The following is a 23,644-nucleotide window of genomic DNA, read 5'->3' as shown; positions in this document are numbered from 1 at the left end:
CAGATTTGAAGCAGATCTTCTGTCCGTGACCCTACCTCATGCTTGAAATTTGAAGCAATGGAACGGTGCGGTGGCTCACGTGCGGGGCCGTCGGCTCACGTGCGGGGCTGTCGCCTCACGGGCGGGGCCGTCGGCTCACGACGCCCCGGAGCAGGGCGAGGAGCGCCGGCGCCACGGCGGATCCTCGGGCGCGGCCTCGCCGCCGCCCTGAAGGCCCCGCGCGACCTGCGTGAAGATCTCCTCCAGTTGCCCCACCTGCTCGGGCGTGAGCCGGTCGAAGAGCAGGCCGCGTACGGTCTCGACGTGACCGGGCGCCGCGCTCTCCAGGACCGCCATGCCCGCGTCCGTCAGGACCGCGACGCTTCCCCGCTTGTCCGACCGGCACTCCTCGCGCCGCACCAGCCCGTCCTTCTCGAGCCGCGTCACGGCGTACGTCAGCCTGCTGCGGGTGGCCTTCAGGTGTTCCGCCAGGTCGGTCATGCGCAGCCGCCGCTCCGGCGCCTCGGAGAGGTGGGCGAGGATGGAGTAGTAGGCGTGGGGCATGCCGGCCTCCTGCTGGAGCTGCCGGTCGATCGCGTCCTCCAGGAGGAGGTATCCGGCGATGTACGCGCGCCAGGCGCGCTGCTCCTCGGGGGAGAGCCAGCGGGTCGTCATGCGACCAGTGTAGTTTTGTTTCAAACTTGAACCAAGCTCGGCCGGGTCGCCGCCCCCGCACCGGACCCCGCTGCCCGCCGACCCCGGGGCGGGCCCCGCCGTGCCGCCGGACCCCGTCCCCGCCCGTTCACCAACCCCGCCCGTTCACCGACCCCGTCCCCGCCCGTTCACCAACCCCGCCCGTTCACCGACCCCGATCCCGATCCCGGAGAGACCCGCGCCGATGCCGTACCCGTACGTCCTGCTGTCCGCCGCCGTCTCGCTCGACGGCTACCTCGACGACACCGGCCCCGACCGGCTGCTGCTGTCCGGCCCGGCCGACTTCGACCGGGTCGACGAGGTGCGGGCCTCCGTCGACGCCATCCTGGTCGGGGCCGGCACGATCCGCGCCGACAATCCGCGCCTGCTGGTCAACTCGCCCGCCCGCCGCGCCGCCCGGGTGGCCGCCGGGAAACCGGAGTACCCCCTCAAGATCACGGTCAGCGGGACCGGCGAGCTGGACCCGGCGGCGCGGTTCTGGCACACCGGCGGTGAGAAGGTCCTCCTCACCACCGACGCCGGTGCGGACCGCGCCCGCGCCCTCGGCCTCGCCGCGGACGTCGTCCCGCTGGGCCCCGGCCTCGACTGGCGCCGGCTCCTGGAACACCTCCACGACGTGCGGGGCGTACGGCGCCTCATGGTCGAGGGCGGCGGCACGATCCACACCCAGCTCCTCCAGGAGGGCCTCGCCGACGAACTCCAGCTCGTCCTGGCCCCCCTGTTCGTGGGCGACCCGGACGCGCCACGGCTGTTCGGCCCCGGTGGCTACCAGGGCGGGCGCCTGCGGCTGGTGGGGACCCGGCGCATCGAGGACGTGGTCCTCATGTCGTACGAGCCCACCGCGCCCGGTGCCGGGCCGCTGCCCGCCGCCGCCGACCGGCACTGGCTGGCCCTCGCCTGCGAGCTGGCCGTCGCCTGCCCGCCGTCGCGGACCGCGTTCAGCGTCGGCGCGGTCGTGGTGGCGGCCGACGGCACGGAACTGGCGCGCGGCCACTCCCGCGAGGCGGGCGACCCCGTCGTCCACGCCGAGGAGGCGGCCCTCGCCAAGATCGACCCCGCCGACCCCCGGCTGGCCGGCGCGACCGTCTACAGCAGCCTGGAACCCTGCGCCCGGCGCTCCTCCCGGCCGGCCCCGTGCGCCCGTCTCGTCCTCGACGCGGGCGTGCGCCGGGTCGTGACGGCCTGGCGGGAGCCGGACACCTTCGTGACCGACGCCGACGGGAGCGGCCTGCTGGCCGCCGCGGGCGCGGACGTCGTCGTCCTTCCCGAGTACGAGGAGCGCGCGAAGGCGCCCAACGGCCATCTGCTCCGCCGGACCCCCTGACCGGCCCCCCGGGTCCGACCGTGGTTCTGAGCGTCCCCCGCGTGGCGTAGACTGGTGTCACACCGACGCGGGGTGGAGCAGCTCGGTAGCTCGCTGGGCTCATAACCCAGAGGTCGCAGGTTCAAATCCTGTCCCCGCTACTCAAGGCCGAGGGCCGGAATCCTGATCACGGGATTCCGGCCCTCGGTGCGTCAGGGCGATCTTTCCCGTCACGGATGGTGAGCGCCCCGGAGCCCTGCGCATAACATCTGAGTCACCATCAAAAACCCGGTGACTGCTGAAACGTCCGGGCGGCTGGTCAACTCGCCCGTTTTTCACCGGTCCTGGGCTGAAAGTCCAGGCCGTGAATGTTGTTGATCAAGCCGAACGGCTTGGAATCCCGCCCCCGCGTCTATTAACGTTCGATAACGCAGCGCGGTCGTCCCAGCCGTCACAAGAGGCGGCTCCGTGCGCACGCGTCGAATCCCGCAAGGGAACCGGGGAACCACCAACTTGGGGTGAATCGCGCGGAAGCCGCCGTACAGTCACGGCCGGTATACGCGCGTAGGAGACCTTCCCGCTCCGAACCCGTCAGCTAACCCGGTAGGCGACGGAAGGAAAGGAGTGCGCCCGCGTGGCGTCCAACCGGCCTGCCCCAGAAGCCCCCGCCGTGCCCGGCCAGCAGACCTTCGGCTACGGCACCTACCGCACCGACGAGGGCCCCTGGGAGGAATGGAACCCCACCGCGGACTCCGTTCGTCCGGTGCGCGGCAAGCACCGTGTCGCCAAGCAGCGCGGCGGACTCGCCCGCAGCTCCACCGTTCTCGGCGTCGGCGTCATAGCCGCAGTCGGCGGCGCTGGCATGGCCAGCGCCAACACCGGCAAGTCGCCCGTCTCCATCTCCATGCCCGACCTCCCCTCGGTGGGTTCCCTCATCTCGGACGATGACACCCCCGAGGAGACGGCGCCCGCGCTCAGCACCTTCGGCGCCTTCGGCACCGAGGCCGTCGCCGCCGACAGCACCGACAGCGGTGCCGACGCCGGAGAGGCACTGCGCAACCGGATCATGGCGCAGGCCGAGTCGCAGCAGACCCAGGTCGAGACCAAGGCGCAGGAGGCCGCCGAGGCCGCCGCGGCCAAGGCCGCCGCCAAGGCCGAGAAGGAGGCCGCGGCCAAGGCCGACGCCGCCAAGAAGAAGGCCGCCGAGGAAGCCGCCAAGAAGGCGGAGGCCGAGCGCCTCGCCGAACTGGCCAAGCAGTACGCGCTGCCGACCTCCTCGTACACGATCACCTCGACCTTCGGTCAGGCCGGCGCCTACTGGTCCTCCGGGTACCACACCGGCCTCGACTTCGCCGCTCCCACCGGCACGCTCATCAAGGCCGTGCACAGCGGCACCATCACCTCCGCCGGCTACGACGGGTCGTACGGGTACAAGACCGTGCTCACCCTCGAGGACGGCACCGAGATCTGGTACGCCCACCAGTCCTCCATCGGCGTCAGCGTCGGCCAGAAGGTCGCCACCGGCGACATCATCGGCCGCGTCGGCGCCACGGGCAACGTCACCGGGGCCCACCTCCACCTGGAGGTCCACCCCGGCGGCAGCAGCTCCGGCATCGACCCGGCCGCCTGGCTCCGGGGCAAGGGGCTCAACCCCTGAGACGCCGCCGGAGACCCTCCCGGAGCCCCGGACTTCCGCCGGGCGCCCCCGAGAGTCTCCTCCGGGGCCCCCGCCGGTCCCTGTCGGGGCCCCGGCCGGTCCCTGAGAGTCCCCTCGGGACCCTGCCGGGTCTCCCGAGGTCTTCCGGGAAGTGTCACGGGGGTCGGTGAGGTCTACGCCCGGATGTTTCCCGGATGTTCGTGAACCCCGGCCGGAGGCGCGGAATGCGTGCCTCCGGCCAGGGCGTTGTCATCGGACATGACTTCTCTGCGCAAGCTCGGCTCCTCCGGCCTCGAGGTCTTCCCGCTCGCCCTCGGCGGCAACGTCTTCGGCTGGACCGCGGACGAGGCGGCCTCCTTCGCCGTCCTCGACGCCTACGCGGCCGCCGGCGGCAACTTCGTCGACACCGCCGACTCCTACTCGGCGTGGGCCGAGGGCAACAGCGGCGGTGAGTCCGAGACCATCATCGGCAAGTGGGTCAAGGCCCGCGGCAACCGCGACGACATCGTGATCGCCACCAAGGTGAGCCAGCACCCCGACCACCAGGGGCTGACCGGCGCCAACATCAAGGCCGCCGCCGACGCCTCCCTGCGGCGCCTGGGCACCGACCGCATCGACCTCTACTACACCCACTTCGACAAGCCCGAGGTGCCCGTCGAGGAGATCGTCGGCGCGCTCGACGACCTGGTGAAGGCGGGCAAGGTGCGGCACATCGCCGCCTCCAACATCTCGCCCGGACGCCTGAGGGCCTCACTGGAGTTCTCCGACCGCGAGGGCCTCGCCCGCTACGTGGCGCTCCAGCCGCACTACAACCTGGTCTCCCGCGACACCTACGAGGGCGCACTCCAGGACCTGGCCGCCGCGTCCGGCCTCGCCGCCGTTCCGTACTACGCGCTGGCGGCGGGCTTCCTCACCGGCAAGTACCGTCCCGGTACGACGGTGGACAGCGCCCGCGCCCAGGGCGCCGCCAGGCACCTGGGGACCGAGCGGGGGCAGAAGGTGCTCACCGCCCTGGACGAGGTCGCCCGCGCCCACGACGCCGAGGCCGCCACGGTGGCCCTGGCCTGGCTCGCCGCCCGGCCGACCGTCGCCGCCCCGATCGCGTCCGCCCGCACGGTGGAGCAGCTCCCGGCGCTGCTGGCGGTGGCCGACCTGAAGCTGACGGAGGCGGAGACCACCCGCCTCACGGAGGCGTCCGCCTAGGGCGTGTTTCGAAAGTGGCGTCGTCTGCCCGAAGGGCAGGCCCGGCGGCGTCCGGTGCGTGCGATCGCAAGGCGGAGGGTCGCCCCGATACCGGTGGTATCGGGGCGATCCCGACAACGCGGCTGGGGGTGCCCCCTCCGGGGGAGTGCGTGCCAGACGCCGCCGGGCTGGGGGCACCCCCTCTGGGGGAGGGACTTTCGAAACACGCCCTAGACCTGGACGCATGGATCACGGGCGCCCGTCCGGCCCGCCGCTCAGGACCCGTACGGGGTGGAGGGGGCGTACGGGTGCGGCGCGGCGTACGGGGCGGGCGAGGCCTGCGGGTGGGGCACGGTGTGCGCAGGGGAGGCGTACCCGGGATACCCGTGGTACCCGGACGGCGGGTGCGCCGCCCCCGGCGGGAACCCGTACCCCCCGTGCATGCCGTACATCCCGTACACCGGCAGCGGTGCCGGGGCCGCCAGCCGGGACGCGTGCTCCAGCGCGGGCCGGGCCACCTCCCTGCGCCGCCACAGCTCGTTGAGCAACTCCCTCTCCCGTACGACGAAGTCGGCGCCGCCCCGGCCGTGCCGGCCGCGGTGCCGCAGGAACGCGAGAGACGTGGCGTAGGCCTCGTACTGCGCCACCTCCCGCCCCGCGGGCCTGCCCAGGTGCCGTCGGGCGTACTGCCGGGCCAGCCTGCGGGCCCGCATCGAGCCGAGGGCGTACGGCTCGGCCGGGCCGAGCCAGCCGGCGGCCGTGTACGCGGGCAGCTCGTCGCGCACGGTGCCCAGCTCGCGCTGGCGCGTCCACACCACCAGCCAGGTCAGCACGCCGAACGCGGGCACCATGAACGCCCCGTACACGGCGAAGAACCCCCAGTCGCCGAAGGTCGCGGAGCCGTTCCACAGGGCGTGCATGAGCATCGCGAGCAGCAGCCCGCACAGCGGCAGCACCACGCGCCGCACGCGCTGACGCTCACCGGACAGTGCGGCGATGCCGAAACCCAGGCCGGTCAGGACCGTGAACAGGGGGTGCGCGAACGGCGACATGACGACGCGCACGAAGAACGTGGCGACGGTGACGGAGGCGATGCCGCCGTCCCCGGTGAGCTGGTCGGTGCCGAAGGCGTTGCCCAGGTAGAGGATGTTCTCGGTGAACGCGAAGCCGGTGGCGGTGATCCCGGCTATCACGACCCCGTCGACGATCCCGGTGAAGTCCCGCCTGCGGAACAGGAACACGAGGAGGACGGCGGCCGCCTTGGCGGTCTCCTCGACGACCGGCGCGATCACGGTCGCGCCCAGGGTGTCGGCATGGGCCGGGTCGGCCGTCGCCGTCGCTATCCAGCGCACCGCGAAGCTGTTCGCGACGATCGCCATCAGCGCCGCCGCGCACGCGCCCCAGGAGAAGGAGAAGACCAGATTCCGCCAGGGGCCGGGTTCCACCCGGTCGAGCCAGCGGAACGCGGCCACGAGCAGGGGCACCGGAAGGATCGCCAGACCCAGTCCGACCAGGAACCCCTCCGTGCCCGTCTGCTCGCGGACGAGGGCGACGATCACCAGTCCCGACAGGACGAGCAGCGTGATCAGCGCGCCGTAGCGGACCCACTTGTGCTGCCACCAGTGCGCGTGCCGCAGCACACCGCCCTCGGTCGGGCCGCCGGGGTGCGGCGGGTGAGGGGGAAGCGGTGGGAACGGGGAACTGGTGGCCACGGCATCGACCCTAACGAGGGAGCGGACGGTGGTGGAGGGGATTTCGGCTGGTCAGTGATCCCGGCGACCCTCGTGCGGTACGCGGCGGAAGAGCAGGTCGTTCACCACGTGACCCTTGTCCAGTCCCTGGCCCTCGAAACGGGTCAGCGGCCGGAAGCCGGGGCGTGGTGCGAAACCGCCGTCGGCGCGGGTGTTGGCGAAGTCGGGGTGCGCGGTGAGCACCTCGAGCATCTGCTCCGCGTACGGCTCCCAGTCGGTCGCGCAGTGCACGAGCGCTCCCGGTCTCAGCCGGGTGGCGGCGAGACCGAGGAACTCCGGCTGGATCAGGCGCCGCTTGTGGTGGCGCTTCTTGGGCCAGGGGTCGGGGAAGTAGACGCGCAGTCCGGCGAGGGAGTCCGGGGGGAGCATCTCGCGGAGCAGGATGATCGCGTCGCCGTTGGCCACCCGGATGTTCGTCAGGCCGCCCCGGTCCGCCAGGTTGAGGAGATTGCCCTGGCCGGGGGTGTGGACGTCCACGGCGAGGATGTTCGTCCCGGGGTCGGCGGCGGCCATCTGGGCGGTCGCCTCGCCCATGCCGAAGCCGATCTCCAGCACGACCGGGCGGTCGTTGCCGAACAGCTCGGCGAGGTCGACGCCGTGCCCGTCGATGTCCAGGCCCCACTTCGCCCACAGCCGCTGCAACGCTTCGGCCTGGCCCGCCGTCACCCGGCTGCGCCGCGGCTGGAAGCTCCTGATCCGCCGCTCGAAGTGCGACCCGGCGGGATCGGCCCGCGGACCGTCGGGGAAGCGCGGCTCGCCCTTGGCGCGGGTACGACGGGCGGACTCGCCGGGGTGGTGATCACCGGGGGCGGGCCTGGCGGGTTCTGGGGCACTCAACGAATCAGACACAGTGGGCTCGATTTTACGGGCGACGGCGGCGGGGGCGGCTCGGGGCGGCGGGGGGAGGGGAGCGCGTGGGGCGGACGCCCGCCTACACGGGCCCCAGCGCCTCCAGCGCCCTGCGGGCCACCTCCCGGCCGATCGGCAGGGAGGCCGTCGCCGCGGGGGAGGGGGCGTTCAGCACGTGGACCGCGCGCGGGGACCGGCGGATGAGGAAGTCGTCCACGAGGGAGCCGTCCCGCTGGACGGCCTGGGCGCGGACGCCGGGAACCGCGCGCACCAGGTCCCGCGGCTCGACCGCGGGCAGCAGACGCCGCACCTCCGTCACGAAGGCGCGCTTGGACAGGGACCGGTGCAGCTCCCCGACGCCCTGGCGCCAGTGCCGGCGGGCCAGGCGCCGGGCGCCCGGCCAGGCCGCCGTCGCGGCGGCCTCCCGCGGGCGCACGACCCCCCAGCCGTACCCCTCGCGGGCCAGGGCCGGGACCGCGTTGGGTCCGACGTGGACGCTGCCGTCCAGGCCTCGGGTGAGGTGCACGCCGAGGAAGGGGAAGGCCGGGTCGGGAACCGGGTACACCAGGCCGCGCACCAGGTCGCGGCGGGCCAGTTCGTAGTACTCGCCGCGGAAGGGGACGATGCGGACCTCGGGCTCGTCCCCGGTCAGGCGGGCGATCTCGTCGCAGTGCAGACCGGCGCAGTTCACCAGGACGCGGCCGCGGACGACGTCCCCGCGCGCGGTGCGGACGGCCACCCCGCGGTCGGCGCGGCGGTCGATCCGGACGACCTGCGCGCCGTAGCGGAGCTCCGCGCCGGAGGCCTCGCCGAGCTGGCGGGCGACCGCGGTGAAGTCGCAGGTGCCGGTCGAGCCGACGCGGATCGCCGCGAGGCCGGTGACCTCCGGCTCGTACTCCGTGATCTGGGCGGGGCCCAGCTCGCGGACCGCGATCCCGTTCTCCCGGCCGCGCTGGGCCAGGGCGTGCAGGCGGGGCAGCTCGGCGCGGTCCGTGGCGACGATCAGTTTGCCCGTGACGGCGTGCGGGATGCCGTACTCCGCGCAGAACTTGATCATCTCGGCGGAGCCCCGGACCGCGTAGCGTGCCTTGAGGGAGCCGGGGCGGTAGTAGACGCCGCTGTGGATGACGCCGCTGTTGCGGCCCGTCTGGTGGCGGGCCGGACCCGGCTCCTTCTCCAGCACCGTCACCCGGGTGCCCGGCGCGGCACGGCTGATCGCGTGCGCCGTCGACAGACCGACGATGCCGCCTCCGATCACCAGCACGTCGCAGTCGTAGCCGATCGCCCGCACCTGCACCACCTCCCGGCTTCGATAGTGCACTGCGCCACTGACAATGCCTTCAAACCCGTGCGGCGCCACCGGCGCGGTCCAGGGCCTCTCGTCCGGATCAGGCGGGTGTCATCAGCAGCGGCCGGGCCCGCTCGCGCAGCTCGACCACGCGCGGCTCGTCGCCGTACGGCTCCAGGCGGTGCAGGAGGTCCTTGACGTACTCGGTGGTGCGGGCGGACGAGATCCGGCCGGCCACCTCGACCGCCCGCACGCCCTGCTCGCAGGCCGCGTCCAGATTGCCCGACTCCAGCTCGGCGACGGCCGAGACGACGAGCCGCAGGCCGTGCGAGCGCACGAACTCCTCCGTCGGCTGCGACAGCGCCTGCTCGGTGAAGCGGCGTACCTGGCGCGGTGCCTTCAGGTCTCGGTAGCACTCGGCGGCGTCGGCGGCGAAACGGTCGTAGGAGTAGAAACCGAGCCACGACGGGTCGTGGTCGCCGTCGCGGGCCCGCTCCAGCCAGCTCTCGGCCGCCTTGAGGGCGGCGCCGGCGGCCTGGGCGTCCCCCGCCCGCGCGTGGGCGCGTGCCTCGACGAGGCGGAAGAAGCTCATCGTGCGGGCCGTGGCCAGGCCGCGGTTGCGCTCCAGGGCGGCCTGGGCGAGGTCGACGCCCTCGTCCCCGAAGCCGCGGTAGGTCGCCTGGAGGGACATGGAGGCCAGGACGTATCCCCCGAGGGGCACGTCGGCAGCCGCGCGCGCGAGGCGCAGCGCCTGGATGTAGTAGCGCTGGGCGGCCTCCTGCTGGCCGGTGTCGAAGGCCATCCAGCCGGCGAGCCGGGTGAGTTCGGCGGAGGCGCCGAACAGGGCGCGGCCGACCTCGTCGGAGTACGCGCCGAGCAGCAGGGGCGCGGCCTCCACCCGCAGGCACTCCGGCACCATGGACGAACGCCAGTCGCCGCCCCCGTACTTGGAGTCCCAGCGCCTGGCGTCCTCGGCGGCCTCCCGCAGTTTCCGCACGTCGCTGTGGCCGACTTTGAGCGGTGCGCCCGAGGCCTCGGCGGAGTTCACCTCGCGCGCCACCGAACTGTCGGCCGGGGTTATCAGCCACCGTGAGGCGGGCGTCGCGTACGCGCTCACCGCGAACGAGCCGGCCAGCGACTGCCAGATGCCGCCCGAGCCGGCCCGGCGGCCCGCGAGGTCGAGCCGGTACAGCTCGGTCGCCGAACGCACGGCTTGGCCGACGTCCCTGGGGAAGGCCAGGCCCACTTCGGGCGCGGGGTCCGCGTCCGCCAGTCCGATCTCGTGCAGGGGCACGGGCCGGCCGAGCTTCTGGCCGATGGCGGCCGCGATGAGGTGCGGCGCGGCGCCCTGCGGCACCATGCCCTTCGAAACCCAGCGCGCCACCGACGTCTTGTCGTAGCGAAGCGTCAACCCGCGTTGGGCGCCAAGGTCGTTGACGCGACGCGCGAGACCCGCGTTGCTGATTCCCGCGAGGGCGAGAACGGCGCCGAGTTTTTCGTTCGGCCCGCGTTGCTCCCTGGACATTGCGCCACCCCTCGACACAGACGGCTGCCGCGACGGCATAACCGTGCGGCATTCGTAAACCCAGCGTAGTTCGCCGCATCCCAAGCGTTAAGGGGCATTCTTCCGGATGGCGGGATTGTGGTCCGTACGCAAGTGCGGTCCCCATACGCACGGTTGCGGCGTGCTCCCGACGTGTGGCCGTGCGCCCGTGCGTGCGCTCTGGTCCGGCCACAGGGGGAGCGCTTCCATGGGCGGTGCGTGGGTCGGCCCGCTGTACTGGATCCGGTGGGCTGGGGGACACCGCCGCCACAATCCCCGCGGGCGGTGGAGCGGTCCGGGGGGCGTTCGCCGCCTCCCGGACCGACGCGCCGGGTCGAGGGCGCGACTGTGACGGAGCGTGTGTGAACCTGTTTGAACGGCGTTCTCGCGCACGGTAATTGGCCGAAAATCGACCCTGTGTTCCGTCGGCGAATACGCCTCCCACCATGGAAATCCAGGGCGCTCGGGGCGTTCTGGGGGAGCGTATCGGGGGCGCATTCGCGTCGCACACGCGGGGGTGCACGCGGTGACCGCCGCCCCCCGCGCGGGAGTTCACCCGGCTCTCCAGGGTGGCGAGGGGGCGCTCGCACGGGCGCACTTCGCGGATCTCGCGCGGCGTCACCTCCCTCTGCGGCGCGTTCTTCGTGGCAGCATGTGAACCGTTCGTACGGTGCAGCTGTTGTCCACGGCCTGTGGAGGCGTCGATGCGGTGGTTGGTGGGATGGAGCAGCACCGCCGCGGCCCCTGGCCCCGGCACATCCGGAGCGGGGGCCTACGGCGGACCCGGCGGGTACGCCGGCGAGGACGGCGGCCGGATCGGTCATGACGGCGAGACACTGCAACCGGTGGGCTCCCAACTCCTGTGGGGCGACCCCGATCCGCTGTGGGCGGTCGGCGACTGGCGTTCCGACGAGGTGCGGGTGGTGCGGGCCGACGCCCGGACCCGGATCGCGGTCCTCGGCATCTGCGGGGCGACGGACGAGCAGCTGCGCGTCGGCCTGTTCGCCGCGCGCGGAGGCGCACTGCGGCATCTGACCGCCTGGCCCGGCAGCTACACCGCGATCGTCCAGGTCGACCGGCGCATCACCGTCTGCGGCGATCTCGCGGGCGCGCGACCGGTGTTCCACACCCCCTGGGCGGGCGGCACGGCGTACGCGACGGCCGCGCTGCCGCTGGCCGACCTCGTCGAGGCCAACCTCGACTTCGGCCACCTCGCGGCCCTCCTCGCCGCCCCCGACGTACCGGCCGCCGTGCACGACTCCACCCCGTACGACGGTGTGCGGCGCGTCCCGCCGGGGCACGCGCTCGTCCTGCGGGCCGGGGCCAGGGAGGTCGCGGGCTACGAACCCGTCGCCTCGCTCGCCGTGGCGGCCGTCCCGGCGGACCCGGACAGCGCGGTCGACGCCGTCCGTGACGCCCTCGTCGAGGCGGTCCGCGTGCGTCTGTCCGCGCCCCGGCACGTCCCCGACATCGACCCCGGCCCCGTACCCGGCATGGGCCCCGCGGAACGGCGCGCCGCGCGCGGGATGCCCGTCCCGGGCATCGGCGCCGACCTGTCCGGCGGCCCCGCCTCCGGGACGCTCGCGCTCCTCGCCGCCGGCCTGCCCGGCATGCCCGGCACGCTCCTGGGCCACGGCACGGGCGCCGGCGAGCGCCTCCTGGCCGTCACCTTCAACGACCTCGCCGTCGGCGGACGCGAGGCGGAACTGCAACGGGCCGGCACCCTCGCCGCCAACCCCCGCCTGCACCACGTCGTCGTGACCGGCGGCGAGGAGACCCTGCCGTACGCCGACCTGGAAGGCCCGCTGACCGACGAACCCGGCCCCAGCCTGGTGACCGCCGCCCGCCACCGCACCCGCCTCGCCGCCGGCAGCGCCGACCACTTCACGGGCTACGGCGCCCGCCAGGTCCTCGACGCCCACCCGGCTCGCCTCGCGGACCTGCTGATGGACCGCAAACGACGCCATCTGGTGCGCCCCGTCGCCGCACTCACCAGGGCGGACGGCTCCGTCCTCGTCCCCGCGCGCGTGTACGGCGCCGCCCGCCGACTCGCCCGCACGCCGTACCGGGCGGGAGTGGAGGGCCTCGCCGAACGGCTGATGCACCGCCGCTTCGACGACCCCGGAGGCGCGGTGGGCGCCTCGCTGGCCGCCCTCGCCTGGGGCGGCCCCGGCCCGGCGGCACGGTGGCTCACCGGCGAGGCACTGGCGGAAGTATCGGTTCGCCTCCAGAGCACGGCCCACCGTGCCGGAGGGGGCCCCGGCCAGCGGCCCGGCGACTATCGCGCGCGTGCCGCCCTCGCCCGCCACGCGGCCGACCTGCGCGTCCTGGAACAGGCCGCCGAGATCCGCTCCCAGCGCCTGCACGCCCCCTTCCTCGACAACCAGGTCGTCCGCGCCTGCCGCGCGCTGCCCGAGACCCTGCGCGTGCAGCCGGGGGCGCGCGCGGCGATCCTGCGCACCGTCCTCAAGAGCTCCGGGGTCGCCGACCTCCCGCCCGGCTGGGGCGCCCCCACCCAGGCCACCACCACCGCGGCGGCCCGCGCCGGCCTGCGCATGGCGGCGGATCCCCTCATCACCCTCTTCGACGCACCCCTGCTCGCCGACGCCGGCCTGATCGAAGCCCGCGTCGTCCGCAAGGCCCTCCGCGGGGCCGCCGCGGGCGAACCCCTGCCCCTCGACGGCCTCGCCGACCTCGTCTCCCTCGAACTCTGGCTCCGCCGCCTCCTCTCCCGAAGAGGCACCTGCTGGACCGGCACCCCGGCCCGCTCCCGCGCGGTACCGGCGGGAATCGCCCCGCAGAGACGGGCGGTGGCCCCGGGGGGCGAGGGCGCGGACCTGGCCACGCGCTGAGCCGTGTGCTGAGCCACGCCCTGGCCGACCACTGCGCCGAGGCCGTCACCTCGGCGATCGTCGACGGCGCGGCGACCCTGCCGGCCCGGCTCGGGGACCTCCCGCGCTCGGCCCGGCTGCTCGCGGCCGCCGACACGCCGTACGACCCCCATCCGCGCCCCGCCCCGCAGCACGCCCTGGCCGAGGCGGCCGCCCGTGAGGCCCTGGGCACCGAACGGCACGACGCCGAACGGGCCCGGGCGCGACCCTGACGGTGACCGGCGCCCTGCGCGAACTCGACGAGGCCGTGCACGCCCACCCGGCACCGGCCACCGGCACTCCGGGCCCCTCAGCCGCTACGTACAGGTGAACCGCTACGTACAGGTGAACTTCGACTCGGCCCAGTCCGCGAGCGCCACCGTGTCGAGGTGGTTGTGCGGCTCGACCACCAGCGTCACGGTCTCCCGGCCGGCCAGGTCCACGTGGACGGCCACGGCGGGGTCGCCGCCCCTGACAGTCCCGGACGACCACAGCCGGACCCCGTCGGCGTGAACGGAGAAGACGACCTTGCCGAGCTTCTGCGTCAGGTCGTCGACGCCGGCCACGGCGTCGTAGGCGGTGCAGGCGCGGTTGAGGTCGATCGTGACGGAGGAGTCGCCGTGCACGGTCACCCCGCGCGCGTACTCGCGGCCGGCGACGGACAGGCCGTACCGCTGCCACACCCAGCTGCTCCCGCCGAGCCGGATCTCCGGTCCGGTGCCGTCCCCGGCGACGTCGAAGGGCAGCTCGCTCAGCTCGTAGACCACCGGGGCGGGCGGGGGCGTCGGCGTGGGGACGGGGGTGCGCGTCGGGGTCGGGGTCGGGGTCGGCGTCGGCTCGGGCGCGGGTGGGGCGGGCGGCGTGGGCGTCGGCTTCCGTGGGGTGGAGGCCGGCTTCGGGGCGGGGGGAGCCGGGGTGGGGGCCGCCGCCGGGACGACCACCGGGGGCGGCGGGCCGGGCTCCACGGGCGTGGGCGCGGGTGTGGGCACGGGCGCCGGTGCCTCGGGCCGGACGGCCGACGCGGAGGCCGAGGGCCCGGCCACCGGCCGGTCGGCCGGGCTGTCGTCGCCGACCAGGGCGAGCGCCACCACCGCGACCGCCACCGCGACCACACCGGCCGCGGCACCGGCCTTCACCGGCGCGCCCAGGCCTTCCGGGACGGCGGCCCCGGCACCCGTCCCCCCGGTACCGCCGGCCGCCGCGGCCGCGCCCGCCGCCCCGGCACCACCGGTGACGAGCGCGACGGCCTTGGCGTACCCCGCGGCGCCGAACCAGCCGATGACCGCGACCGGCACGACGGCGGGGATGCCGCCGGCGACCTCCTCGATCTGGAGGGCGGCCAGCCGGCACCTGGCGCACTCCTCCAGGTGCTTGCGCAGCCCCCGCTCGGCGCGGGTGCGCAGCCGGCGGCGGGCGTAGGTGCCGAGCTGGTCGGCGTAACGGGAGCATTCCTCGTCGCTGGTCAGGGTCTCGCTGACGTGAGCCTGGAGATAGGCCTGCCTGAGGCCCTCGCGGGCGCGGCTGGCGAGCACGCGGGTGCCGTTGGCGTCGAGGCCGAACAGCGTGGCGACCTCGCTCGGCGACTCGTCCTCGACCTCGGTGTGCCACAGCACGGCCTGCCAGCGCTCCGGCAGCGAGCGGAAGGCCCGCACCGCCATGGACTGCTCGGCCTCGTGCATGGCCCGTACGTCGGCGCCGAGGTCGAGGGCGTCCTCGCCGGACACCTCGGAGGAGCGGGCGGCGTGCGCGGCGAACACCGCGAAGTCGTCGACCAGTTGCTCCCGCTTCGCGGACCGCGTCCAGCCCGCGGCCACCCGGCGCACCGAGGTGAGCAGGTAGGCGCGTACGGCGTGCTCGGGGCCGGAGCCGCGGCGTACCGCCTGGAGCACGCGGGCGAAGACCTCGGCGGTGAGGTCGTCCGCGGTGTGGGCGTCCCGGCAGCAGGTGCGCGCGTACCGGCGCACGGCGTCGGCATGGCGCCGGTACAGCTCCTCGTACGCCGTGTCGTCCCCGGAGCGCATCCGGGCGATCAGGTCGGAGTCGGCGGGCGGAGCCCCCCGCGGCGGCAGGACGCCGTCGCCGCGCCACTCGCGCTGCGCCGGGACGCCACCTTCGACGGGCGGGCCGGCCTCGACCGGGAGACCGCCCTCGACCGGGGCGGGACGTCCGCCCCCGGGGACTCCCGTGCGCCCGCCCTGCCCGGGCACCCGGGGCGGGACCCGGTCACCGGCCTGCGCGTCACCGTCGCCCGGTGACGCGGCCCTGCCGTCAACGCTCATCGCGGAATGCCCCCGCCGCCTGCCGCACCAGTCCCGACCACCGGGTCAGCGTGCCATATCGGTTTTTGTCCGGGACCCCACGGGAGGAGTCGTCCACTCGTCCGTGGGGACTTCTCCGCACCCGCCACGGAAGTTCACTCGAACGGGGAAGGCTCCCCGGGCTCTCCGCGGGGATCGGTCGACACCCACGGTCGGCGTGGGTCTCGAGCAGGCGGAGGCCCACCCGGCGAACCGGGCAAGCCCCACCCACGACCGTCCGACGGCCCCCGCGGACCAGCGGACCGCACGGCCCAGACCAGCGGACCGCACGGCCCAAGGGCCGACAGAACTCACGGGCCCACAGAACTCACGGAACCCGTGGCACCGGCCGGCCCGCGCGAAGGGCCCCCGGTGCGGGGCCGCGAACCCGCCCCGCACCGCACCGCACCGGCTAGGAGACCGGCCGGGACCGCAACCCCTCCAGCAGGATGTCCAGCAACCGGGACGAAGCCGCCGCCTGGTGTGCCGGGTCCGGCAGGGAGGGTGCCGCGGTGGCGATGACCAGCAGGACGTCCGACACGGAGACGTCCGGTCGCAACGCGCCCGCCGCCCGCGCCCGGGCCACCAGCTGGCCCACGACGTCGAGCAGGGCCGCCGCCCCGGTGTCGTCCACGACGGCCTGCGCGCCCGCGTCGGCGAGCAGTCGCAGCTCGCCGCCCGGCTGGTTCCGCTGCTGCGGAACCCGGGCCCCGTCGGCGACGGCGCTCTCCGCGCCCTCCTCGGCGACGCCGACCCGCAGCACCTGCGGCGGCAGCAGCCGCCCGGCGCCGGACGCCACCGACGTGCGCAGGAAGCGCGACAGCGCCGACCACGGCTCGTCCTCCTGCCCCAGCGCCGTCCGTGCCTGGTCGGTCAGCCGGGAGGTCTCCTCCTCGGCTATCCGCCGCACCAGGACGTCCTTGCTGGGGAAGCGCCGGTACACCGTGCCGACGCCCACCCGCGCGCGCCGCGCCACGTCCTCCATCGGCGCGCCGTACCCCAGCTCGCCGAAGACCTCGCGCGCCGCACGCAGCACGTGCTCCAGATTGCGCTGTGCGTCCACGCGCAGCGGCGTGGTCCGCGAGGTGTCCCCGCGTCCGTTGCCCGTCGCCGCGCCTACGATGCCGCCCGGTCCGAGTGTGGACGCGGACGACCAATGCGTGTCCTGAATGTGCATGAATGTTCCCCCGGTAATGACGTCTCCCCCCGGAGACTCTCCCCGCCATCGAATGCACGGGGCGCATGGAACAGGGGACAACGGAACCGGACCCGCCGATGAGGCGCTGCGTCAGCAGCACCTCGCGGACCCGACGAGCGCTTCCCCCTGCACCCCGTCGACACACGAACATAGTTGAGAGGGAGTCAATTCAGAAGGGGCAGGTTCCGCACGGAGCGCCCCCCGATCGGAGCACGGACCGCATACGTCCCGATAATGCCCCTTCCCGCACCCCGGCGAACCCGGCCCGACCTGGGCTCCTGTCCCTCCCGACGACGTTTCGGCCGTCCCCTCCCGCACCCGGCCCGCGGTCACACGAACTTGTCGGGTCTGTGGACAAACTCCGGCGCGGGGTGCGTCATGGGAGGGTGAAGGAACGTGCGCGCATTCTCGTTGTCGGCGGTGGCTACGTCGGGATGTACACGGCCCTGCGGCTCCAGCGGCAGCTGAGACAGGAGATCGGCCGGGGCGAGGCCGAGATCACGGTCGTCACGCCCGACCCGTACATGACGTACCAGCCGTTCCTGCCCGAGGCGGCCGCGGGCGCCGTCTCCCCGCGGCACGTCGTCGTACCGCTGCGCCGCGTCCTGCCGCACTGCCGGATCGTCGCCGGCGAGGTCACCGCCATCGACCACGCCCGGCGCACCGCGACCCTGACCACCCTCGCCACGGACGAGGAGGGCACCGGCCCGCGCCGGCTGACGTACGACGAACTGGTCCTCGCGCCCGGCTCGGTCTCCCGCACCCTGCCCATCCCCGGCCTCGCCGACCACGCCATCGGCTTCAAGACGGTCGAAGAGGCCATCGGCCTGCGCAACCACGTCATCGAACAGATGGACATCGCCTCCTCCACCCGAGATCCCGCGATCCGTGACGCGGCCCTCACCTTCGTCTTCGTCGGCGGCGGCTTCGCGGGCGTGGAGGCGCTCGCCGAGCTGGAGGACATGGCCCGCTACACCACGCGCTACTACCACAACGTCAAGCCCGAGGACCTGAAGTGGATCCTCGTCGAGGCCTCCGACCGGATCCTTCCGGAGGTCGGCGAGGACATGGGGCGCTACACGGTCAGCGAGCTGCGCCGCCGCAACATCGACGTCCGCCTCGGCACCCGCCTGGAGTCGTGCGCGGACCGCGTCGCCGTCCTCAGCGACGGCGCCCGCTTCCCGACCCGTACGGTCGTGTGGACCGCCGGCGTCAGACCCCACCCGGTGCTCGCCGCCAGCGACCTGCCCCGCACCGAGCGCGGCCGCCTCAAGTGCACCCCGGAGCTGACCGTCGAGGGCGTCACGCACGCGTGGGCGGCCGGTGACGCCGCCGCCGTACCCGACGTGACCGCCGACCGGCCCGGCACGTACACCGCCCCGAACGCCCAGCACGCGGTACGCCAGGCCAAGCTCCTCGGCGACAACATCGCCCGCTCCCTGCGCGGCGAACCCCTGCAGACGTACGCGCACACATACGTCGGCTCGGTCGCCTCCCTGGGGCTGCACAAGGGCGTCGCGCACATCTACGGACGCAAGCTGAAGGGCTACCCGGCCTGGTTCATGCACCGCGCCTACCACCTCAGCCGCATTCCCACCTTCAACCGCAAGGCGCGCGTGCTCGCCGAGTGGACGCTGTCCGGACTCTTCAAGCGGGAGATCGTCTCGCTCGGATCCCTCGAACACCCCCGTGCGGAGTTCGAACTCGCTGCCGGTGGAAAGCCTTCTGACGAGTCTTCCGGCGACCCGAAGGGGTCGTCCTGACCCGATCCAGGAACTCCACCGACCGCCCCCACGTCTGACGAATGCCGGCCCGGACGGCGGCCGCACTGCCAGACTGCTCCCTGCTCACCGCCCCTCCCGAGCCCCCGGCGGGCCACCACCCGCCCCTGCCGACCCACGAGGCTGTTCCCCCGTGCTCCACACCCCGGGTGCTGCAACAATGTGCCGCCACCCCCGCGCGGCCTTCGCAGCCCAGGCAGGCCGGGCCCGGAGCCGGCCGTCGACGACTACACGAGGCAAGGATTCGTGAACTTCACGCGCTGGAGCGCCCGGCTCCCCGGAACGCAGCGCCGCGCCGCCGCGCGAGCGGAGCACCCGGTCACCATGACGGACCGCCGGAGCGAGAGCTCCGGCCCAGGCTCCGTACCCGCGGCCCGCGCCGAACACCTCACCGACGACGACCCGCCCCCGGTGCCCGCCGTCGACGAACTCCCCGCCCGCGAGGTCCTCGACCGCGTCCCGGCCCTGGTGGCCCTGGTGCACGGCCCCGACCACCGCCTCGCCTACGTCAACGACGCCTACACGGCGGCCTTCGGCGTACGGCCCCTCGGCGAACCGGCCGCCGACGCCCTCCCCGAGCTGCGCGACCTGGGCCTGATGCCGCTCCTCGACCAGGCCCAGCGCAGCGGCAAGCCCCGCACCCTGAAGTCCCGCAAGGCGCCCGACGGCCGCTCCTACACCTTCACCTGCACCCCGGTCCCGGAGAACCACGGCGAGAGCGCCGTCCTGGTGTTCGCCACCGACGTCACCGACCACGCCGAAGCCGCCGAACGGCTCAGAGCCAGCGAGCGCCGCCAGCGCGAGACCGCCGTCACCCTCCAGCGCTCCCTGCTCCCCCAGGAACTGGAAGAACCCGACGACCTGCGCATCGCCGCCACCTACCACCCCGGCGGCACCGAGGCGGCGGTCGGCGGCGACTGGTACGACGTCATCACCCTCGGCGGCGGCCGCACCGCCCTCGTCATCGGCGACGTCATGGGCCGCGGCGTCCGGGCGGCGGCCGTCATGGGCCAGCTCCGCACCGCGGTCCGCGCCTACGCCCGCCTCGACCTCCCGCCGCACGAGATCCTCCAGCTCCTCGACGGCCTCGCCATGGAGATCGACGCCAACCAGATCGCCACCTGCGTGTACGCCATCCACGACCCCAACGAGGGACGGCTGGTGTACGCCTCCGCGGGCCACCTGCCGATCCTGGTCCGCGACGAGAGCGGCACCGTCCGGCGCGCCGACGAACCCACCGGCCCCCCGCTCGGCACGGGCGGCTGGATGCACGCCTCCGGCTCGATCCCCCTCGGCCCGGGATCCACCGCCGTCCTCTACACCGACGGCCTGGTCGAGCGGCGCAACGAGGACCTCGACGAGGGCATCGCCGCCCTGGAGCGCGCCCTGGCCGGCGCCACCGGCTCCCCCCAGGTGGTCTGCGACCGCCTGGTCCGCTCGGCCGGCGTCGCCGCGGACCACGACGACGACGTGGCCGTCCTGGTCCTCCAGCACCCCGCCCGCACCGGCCCCGAGGGCGAGCTGTTCCACAACGCCGCCCTGGAACTGCTCGGCGGCGTCGAAGCGGCCCCCCGCGCGCGTGCCTTCGCCTCCGGAGTCCTCACCAGCTGGCGCTTCCCCGCCGAGCTGCACGACCTGGGAGTCCTCGCCACCAGCGAACTCGTCGCCAACTCCCTCCAGCACGGCATCCCGCCCATGCGCCTGCGTCTGCGCCGCACCGACCGCCGCCTGATCATCGAGGTCACCGACGGCGACGACCACCTGCCGCGCCGCCGCCGCGCGGAGCCCGCCGACGAGTCGGGCCGGGGCATCGCCATCGTCGCCACCATCGCCTCCAACTGGGGCAGCAGACGCATCCCCGGCGGCGGAAAAGCGGTGTGGTGCGAGTTCGTCCTGCCCAAGCCCACCGACTGAAACCGGCCTCGAACACCCATTCCCTGGCGCGCGCCACCTAGGCGAACGCCCCTCCCGGTGCTAGTAGCTCCCCATGGCAGACGCAACGGGCTTTCACCTCAAGGGAAGCGCCCCCGAGCGCTACGAACACTACGTCGCGCCCCTCATGGCGCCCTTCGTGACCGCACTCGTGGACGCCGCGGACCTCTACCCCGGCGCCACCGTCCTCGACCTCGCGTGCGGTACCGGCTTCGCGGCCCGCGCCGCCGCCGCACAGGCCGGCCCCACCGGCCGCGTCGCCGGCGCCGACCCCGACGAGGCGATGCTCAAGGTCGCCGTGGAGCACCACCCGCGCCTCTACCCCGACATCGAGTTCACCGCCGCACCCGCCGACGACCTCCCCTACCCGGACGCGACCTTCGACGCTGTCCTCTGCCAGCAGGGCGCCCAGTTCTTCCCCGACCTCGACGCCGCCCTGCGCGAGACGGCCCGCGTGCTGCGCCCCCGAGGCCGCTTCGCCGCCACCGTCTGGTCGAACCTCGAAGCGTCCCCCTACTTCACCGCCCAGCTCCGCGCGGTGCGGCAGTACGGCGGACCCGACGCGGCGGCGGACTTCCAGGAGGCCTTCCGCGCCGCGGACCGCCTCACCGCCACCCTGGACGCAGCGGGCTTCCGGCGGACCACCCGCCGCGACCTCACCTTCGCCATCACCCTCCCCCCGCTCCGGGACCACGTCCCCGGCCACCTCTCCGCGATCCCCTGGGGCCGGACGATCACCGAGACCGGGGGCGAGGAGGCCCTCACCCGAGCCGCCGACACCGTCCGCGCCGCGCTCCCCGCCGACACGACGGTCTTCCCCTTCACCGCGACCCTGGTGACGGCCGACCGCTGACCCGGCCCCCGACACACAGGAGGCGGCCGTCGCCTCCCGACGACGGCCGCCTCCTCTCCACCCCTCACGCCTCCGTGCCTCACGCCTCCGCGGCGACCGGCTCCACGGCGGCCCCACCCCGGGCCACCACCCGCTTCCGCGCCACCCACGGCTGATCCTGCGCGACGGTGAGCCGCCGCCCCAGCCGCAGTGCGAGCACCGTGATCCCCAGCGAGAACAGCAGGAACGTCACGACGTACGGCGCGTGCAACGACGCTCCCATCGGCCCTCCCACGGCCGGCCCCACCGCCAGCGCCAACTGCTTGACCAGCGCGAACGCCGAGTTGTACTGCCCGGCGAGCCCGGCCGGCGCCAGATCGGCCACCAGCGGCGCGACCGTCGGCGACAGCATCGCCTCGCCCAGCCCGAACAGCGCGTACGTCGACACGAACGCGGCCGTCGCCATCTCCTGGCTGCCGTTCCCGAGCCCGGCGTACCCCGCCACGGCCCACGCCACGGCCCAGATCAGCCCCACGGCCGCGATCACCCGCGACCGCTTCTGCCGCTCGACGAACCTCAGCACCGCGAACTGCGCGACGACGATCACCGCGGTGTTGGCGGCGAGAGCGGTCCCGAGGGCGGACGTCGAGATGCCCGCGGCCTCCACCCCGTACGCACTGAGCCCCGACTCGAACTGCCCGTAGCAGGCGAAGAACAGCACGAAGCCCAGGACGGACAACTGCACCATGGCCCGGTTGCCGAGCAGCTGCTTCCAGCTGCCCTTCGCCGCCCCCCGCGGAGCGCCCTCCACCCGCGGCGAACGCGGCATCCGGACACCCGCCATCACCACGACCAGCAGCAGGAACATCGCCGCCTCGATCGCGAACAGCAGGGTGAAGGAGGACACGCGCGTGGTGTCGACGAGATGCCCGCCGATGAGCCCACCGACCCCGAGCCCCAGGTTCTGCAGGAAGAACTGCGTCGCGAAGGCCCGCGACCGGGTCTCCGCGGTCGAGCAGTCCACGATCATCGTGGCCAGCGCCGGCTGCATCACGGCCTGCCCGGCCCCCAGCGCGGCCGCGGCGGCCAGTACGGCGGCGGCGTTTCCGGCGAGTCCCAGGCTCAGTGCGCCCAGCGCGGCGGTGACCAGGGCGGCGATCAGCACCGGCAACGGGCCGCGCCGCACGATCGCCCGGCCGGCGAACGGCAGCACGATCAGCGCGGCCACGGCGAACACGGCGAGCACGAGCCCCGCCGTCACGGCACCGAGCCCCCGCACCTGCGCCACGTAGACGTACAGGTAGGGGACGGTGAAGCCGAGCCCGAACGCGCTGAGTGCGTTGCCCACGTGGATCCGGCGCATCGCTGCGCCCATGGCCCTGGTCACGTTCACCTCTTCCAGGTAGTTGGTGTGTCCCGGTTCTTAGAACCGAAGACTTCGAAGATAAATTTCGAAGCTAAACAGTACACTCCGAAGAACTTCAACGCGAACGAGCCCCGTGCGATACTGACGCCCATGGGCGACACCTCCGGCAGTACGGGCATCGGCGGCGAGCCGACCCTCGAAGAGCAGATCGCCGCCTACCAGCGGGAGTTCCAGGACCTCGACCCCCAGGTCGAGCAGATCGTCTCGGCGCTCTCCCGCCTGAACCGCCGCATGAACGTCGCCTACGGCCGCCAGACCGCCGGCCTCGGCATCAGCAACGCCGACTGGGAGGTCCTCAAGGCCCTCGTCCTCTCCGGCGCCCCCTACCGCATGGGTCCCAGCGACCTGGCCAAGCGCCTGGGGCTGACGCCGGCCGCGATGACCCACCGGATCGACCGCATGGTCGCGGAAGGTCTGGTGACCCGGCAGCGGGACGAGACCAACCGGGTCCGGGTGATCGTGGAGCTGACGACCGAGGGCAGGGAGAAGTGGCTCGAGGCGATGCGACTGGCGACGGTCTTCGAGGAGGACCTCCTCCAGGACCTCTCCGCCGACGACCGCACGGCTCTCGGCGACGTCCTGACCAGGCTCCTTCGCCGGGTGGAGCACGCCCAGCCGGACGCCGGCGGACGCCTCACCGACCTGGACCAAAGATCTTGACAAGAGCTACTTGACAGCCCCCCGCCCGGTCCGTAAGGTTCTTCGGGTTGCCGCGGAGCCGTAACGGTTCTCCGGTGACACCTCCGCCGCAATAGCGGCACACAAGCCAAAGCAAGATCTCCCAGCGGGGTTGTATTCGGCGTGCCCGAATTCAATTCGATTTGGGGCCGGCAGCTCGATTAGCGCTCGCCGGGGAGGATCCGCTAAGGTTTGAGACGTCGGAACGGCCCAAGGACCGGGAAGGCAACCCCCTCTGACGGGGAATCGGGACCGAAAGGATCTGATAGAGTCGGAACCGCCGGAAAGGAAACCGCGAAACATAAGCGGGGGCCTGGAAAGCACCGAGGAAATCGGGCCGGGAAACGGTCTGATAGAGTCGGAA

Annotated in this window: 17 protein-coding genes, 1 tRNA gene and 1 riboswitch; of the genes, 10 read left to right on the top strand and 8 right to left on the bottom strand. The window is 73.7% G+C overall.

The features are described 5' to 3' along the window. Positions 1-135: 135 nt before the first annotated feature. A complete protein-coding gene (locus ACH4N1_RS04270; protein ID WP_398094435.1) occupies positions 136-654 on the bottom strand; it encodes a MarR family winged helix-turn-helix transcriptional regulator in 519 nt (172 codons plus the stop codon). Positions 655-877: 223 nt separating this feature from the next. Between ACH4N1_RS04270 and ACH4N1_RS04265 the strand changes: the two genes are divergently transcribed. The 4 genes from ACH4N1_RS04265 to ACH4N1_RS04250 all read left to right on the top strand — a co-directional run bounded on the left by ACH4N1_RS04265 (position 878) and on the right by ACH4N1_RS04250 (position 4,856). Next, positions 878-2,017, top strand: coding sequence for a dihydrofolate reductase family protein (locus tag ACH4N1_RS04265; RefSeq protein WP_398094433.1), 1,140 nt, complete (start codon positions 878-880; stop codon positions 2,015-2,017). A gap of 66 nt (positions 2,018-2,083) precedes the next feature. Continuing rightward, a tRNA-Met gene (locus ACH4N1_RS04260) sits at positions 2,084-2,157 on the top strand. Positions 2,158-2,463: 306 nt separating this feature from the next. After that, a riboswitch (cyclic di-AMP (ydaO/yuaA leader) is annotated at positions 2,464-2,623 on the top strand. Positions 2,624-2,630: 7 nt separating this feature from the next. Then, the gene (locus ACH4N1_RS04255) at positions 2,631-3,653 is read left to right on the top strand and encodes a M23 family metallopeptidase (RefSeq protein WP_398094431.1); all 1,023 of its coding nucleotides are present in this window, start codon (positions 2,631-2,633) and stop codon (positions 3,651-3,653) included. Between the two features lie 258 nt (positions 3,654-3,911). After that, positions 3,912-4,856, top strand: coding sequence for an aldo/keto reductase (locus ACH4N1_RS04250; RefSeq protein WP_398094429.1), 945 nt, complete (start codon positions 3,912-3,914; stop codon positions 4,854-4,856). A gap of 254 nt (positions 4,857-5,110) precedes the next feature. Here the strand turns inward: ACH4N1_RS04250 and ACH4N1_RS04245 are convergent, their stop codons facing one another. From ACH4N1_RS04245 to ACH4N1_RS04230, 4 genes are all read right to left on the bottom strand, one after another. Continuing rightward, a complete protein-coding gene (locus tag ACH4N1_RS04245) occupies positions 5,111-6,547 on the bottom strand; it encodes a PrsW family intramembrane metalloprotease (protein ID WP_398094427.1) in 1,437 nt (478 codons plus the stop codon). Positions 6,548-6,598: 51 nt separating this feature from the next. Beyond that, the gene (trmB, locus tag ACH4N1_RS04240) at positions 6,599-7,435 is read right to left on the bottom strand and encodes a tRNA (guanosine(46)-N7)-methyltransferase TrmB (protein WP_398094425.1); all 837 of its coding nucleotides are present in this window, start codon (positions 7,433-7,435) and stop codon (positions 6,599-6,601) included. A gap of 82 nt (positions 7,436-7,517) precedes the next feature. Further along, positions 7,518-8,756 (bottom strand): L-2-hydroxyglutarate oxidase, encoded by a 1,239-nt coding sequence (lhgO, locus tag ACH4N1_RS04235; RefSeq protein ID WP_398094423.1) that lies wholly within the window; start codon positions 8,754-8,756, stop codon positions 7,518-7,520. Positions 8,757-8,823: 67 nt separating this feature from the next. Continuing rightward, positions 8,824-10,248, bottom strand: coding sequence for an MFS transporter (locus ACH4N1_RS04230; protein WP_363090785.1), 1,425 nt, complete (start codon positions 10,246-10,248; stop codon positions 8,824-8,826). Between the two features lie 722 nt (positions 10,249-10,970). Here ACH4N1_RS04230 and ACH4N1_RS04225 point away from each other — a divergent pair. Together ACH4N1_RS04225 and ACH4N1_RS04220 are read left to right on the top strand one after the other, a co-directional pair. Next, positions 10,971-13,118 carry an asparagine synthase-related protein gene (locus tag ACH4N1_RS04225; protein ID WP_398094421.1) on the top strand — a complete coding sequence of 716 codons (2,148 nt, stop codon included), beginning with the start codon at positions 10,971-10,973 and terminating at the stop codon, positions 13,116-13,118. Positions 13,119-13,123: 5 nt separating this feature from the next. Further along, positions 13,124-13,369: a hypothetical protein gene (locus ACH4N1_RS04220; RefSeq protein ID WP_398094420.1), complete on the top strand. Its 246-nt coding sequence runs from the start codon at positions 13,124-13,126 to the stop codon at positions 13,367-13,369. A 102-nt stretch (positions 13,370-13,471) separates the two neighbouring features. On the opposite strand, the gene ACH4N1_RS04215 is transcribed toward ACH4N1_RS04220, so the two are convergent. Then, positions 13,472-15,415, bottom strand: coding sequence for a sigma-70 family RNA polymerase sigma factor (locus ACH4N1_RS04215; RefSeq protein WP_398094418.1), 1,944 nt, complete (start codon positions 15,413-15,415; stop codon positions 13,472-13,474). 430 nt (positions 15,416-15,845) lie between these two features. After that, the gene (locus ACH4N1_RS04210; protein WP_398094417.1) at positions 15,846-16,610 is read right to left on the bottom strand and encodes a TetR/AcrR family transcriptional regulator; all 765 of its coding nucleotides are present in this window, start codon (positions 16,608-16,610) and stop codon (positions 15,846-15,848) included. Positions 16,611-17,017: 407 nt separating this feature from the next. Between ACH4N1_RS04210 and ACH4N1_RS04205 the strand changes: the two genes are divergently transcribed. From ACH4N1_RS04205 to ACH4N1_RS04195, 3 genes are all read left to right on the top strand, one after another. Further along, positions 17,018-18,394, top strand: a complete 1,377-nt coding sequence (locus ACH4N1_RS04205; RefSeq protein WP_398094416.1) for an NAD(P)/FAD-dependent oxidoreductase — start codon at positions 17,018-17,020, stop codon at positions 18,392-18,394. A 264-nt stretch (positions 18,395-18,658) separates the two neighbouring features. Next, positions 18,659-20,326, top strand: coding sequence for a SpoIIE family protein phosphatase (locus tag ACH4N1_RS04200; protein ID WP_398094415.1), 1,668 nt, complete (start codon positions 18,659-18,661; stop codon positions 20,324-20,326). A gap of 73 nt (positions 20,327-20,399) precedes the next feature. Then, positions 20,400-21,197 (top strand): class I SAM-dependent methyltransferase, encoded by a 798-nt coding sequence (locus ACH4N1_RS04195; protein ID WP_398094413.1) that lies wholly within the window; start codon positions 20,400-20,402, stop codon positions 21,195-21,197. A gap of 79 nt (positions 21,198-21,276) precedes the next feature. Here ACH4N1_RS04195 and ACH4N1_RS04190 read toward each other — a convergent pair whose 3' ends face one another. Next, on the bottom strand, positions 21,277-22,551 hold the full coding sequence (locus ACH4N1_RS04190) for an MFS transporter (protein WP_398095217.1): 1,275 nt from the start codon (positions 22,549-22,551) through the stop codon (positions 21,277-21,279). Positions 22,552-22,692: 141 nt separating this feature from the next. On the opposite strand from ACH4N1_RS04190, the gene ACH4N1_RS04185 reads away from it, so the two are divergent. Next, a complete protein-coding gene (locus tag ACH4N1_RS04185; RefSeq protein WP_398094412.1) occupies positions 22,693-23,262 on the top strand; it encodes a MarR family winged helix-turn-helix transcriptional regulator in 570 nt (189 codons plus the stop codon). The last annotated feature ends 382 nt before the right edge of the window (positions 23,263-23,644 follow it).

The sequence above is a fragment of the Streptomyces sp. NPDC017202 genome, assembly GCF_044331705.1.
Classification (GTDB): Bacteria; Actinomycetota; Actinomycetes; order Streptomycetales; family Streptomycetaceae; genus Streptomyces.
This window is presented reverse-complemented; position numbering and strand designations above follow the sequence as displayed.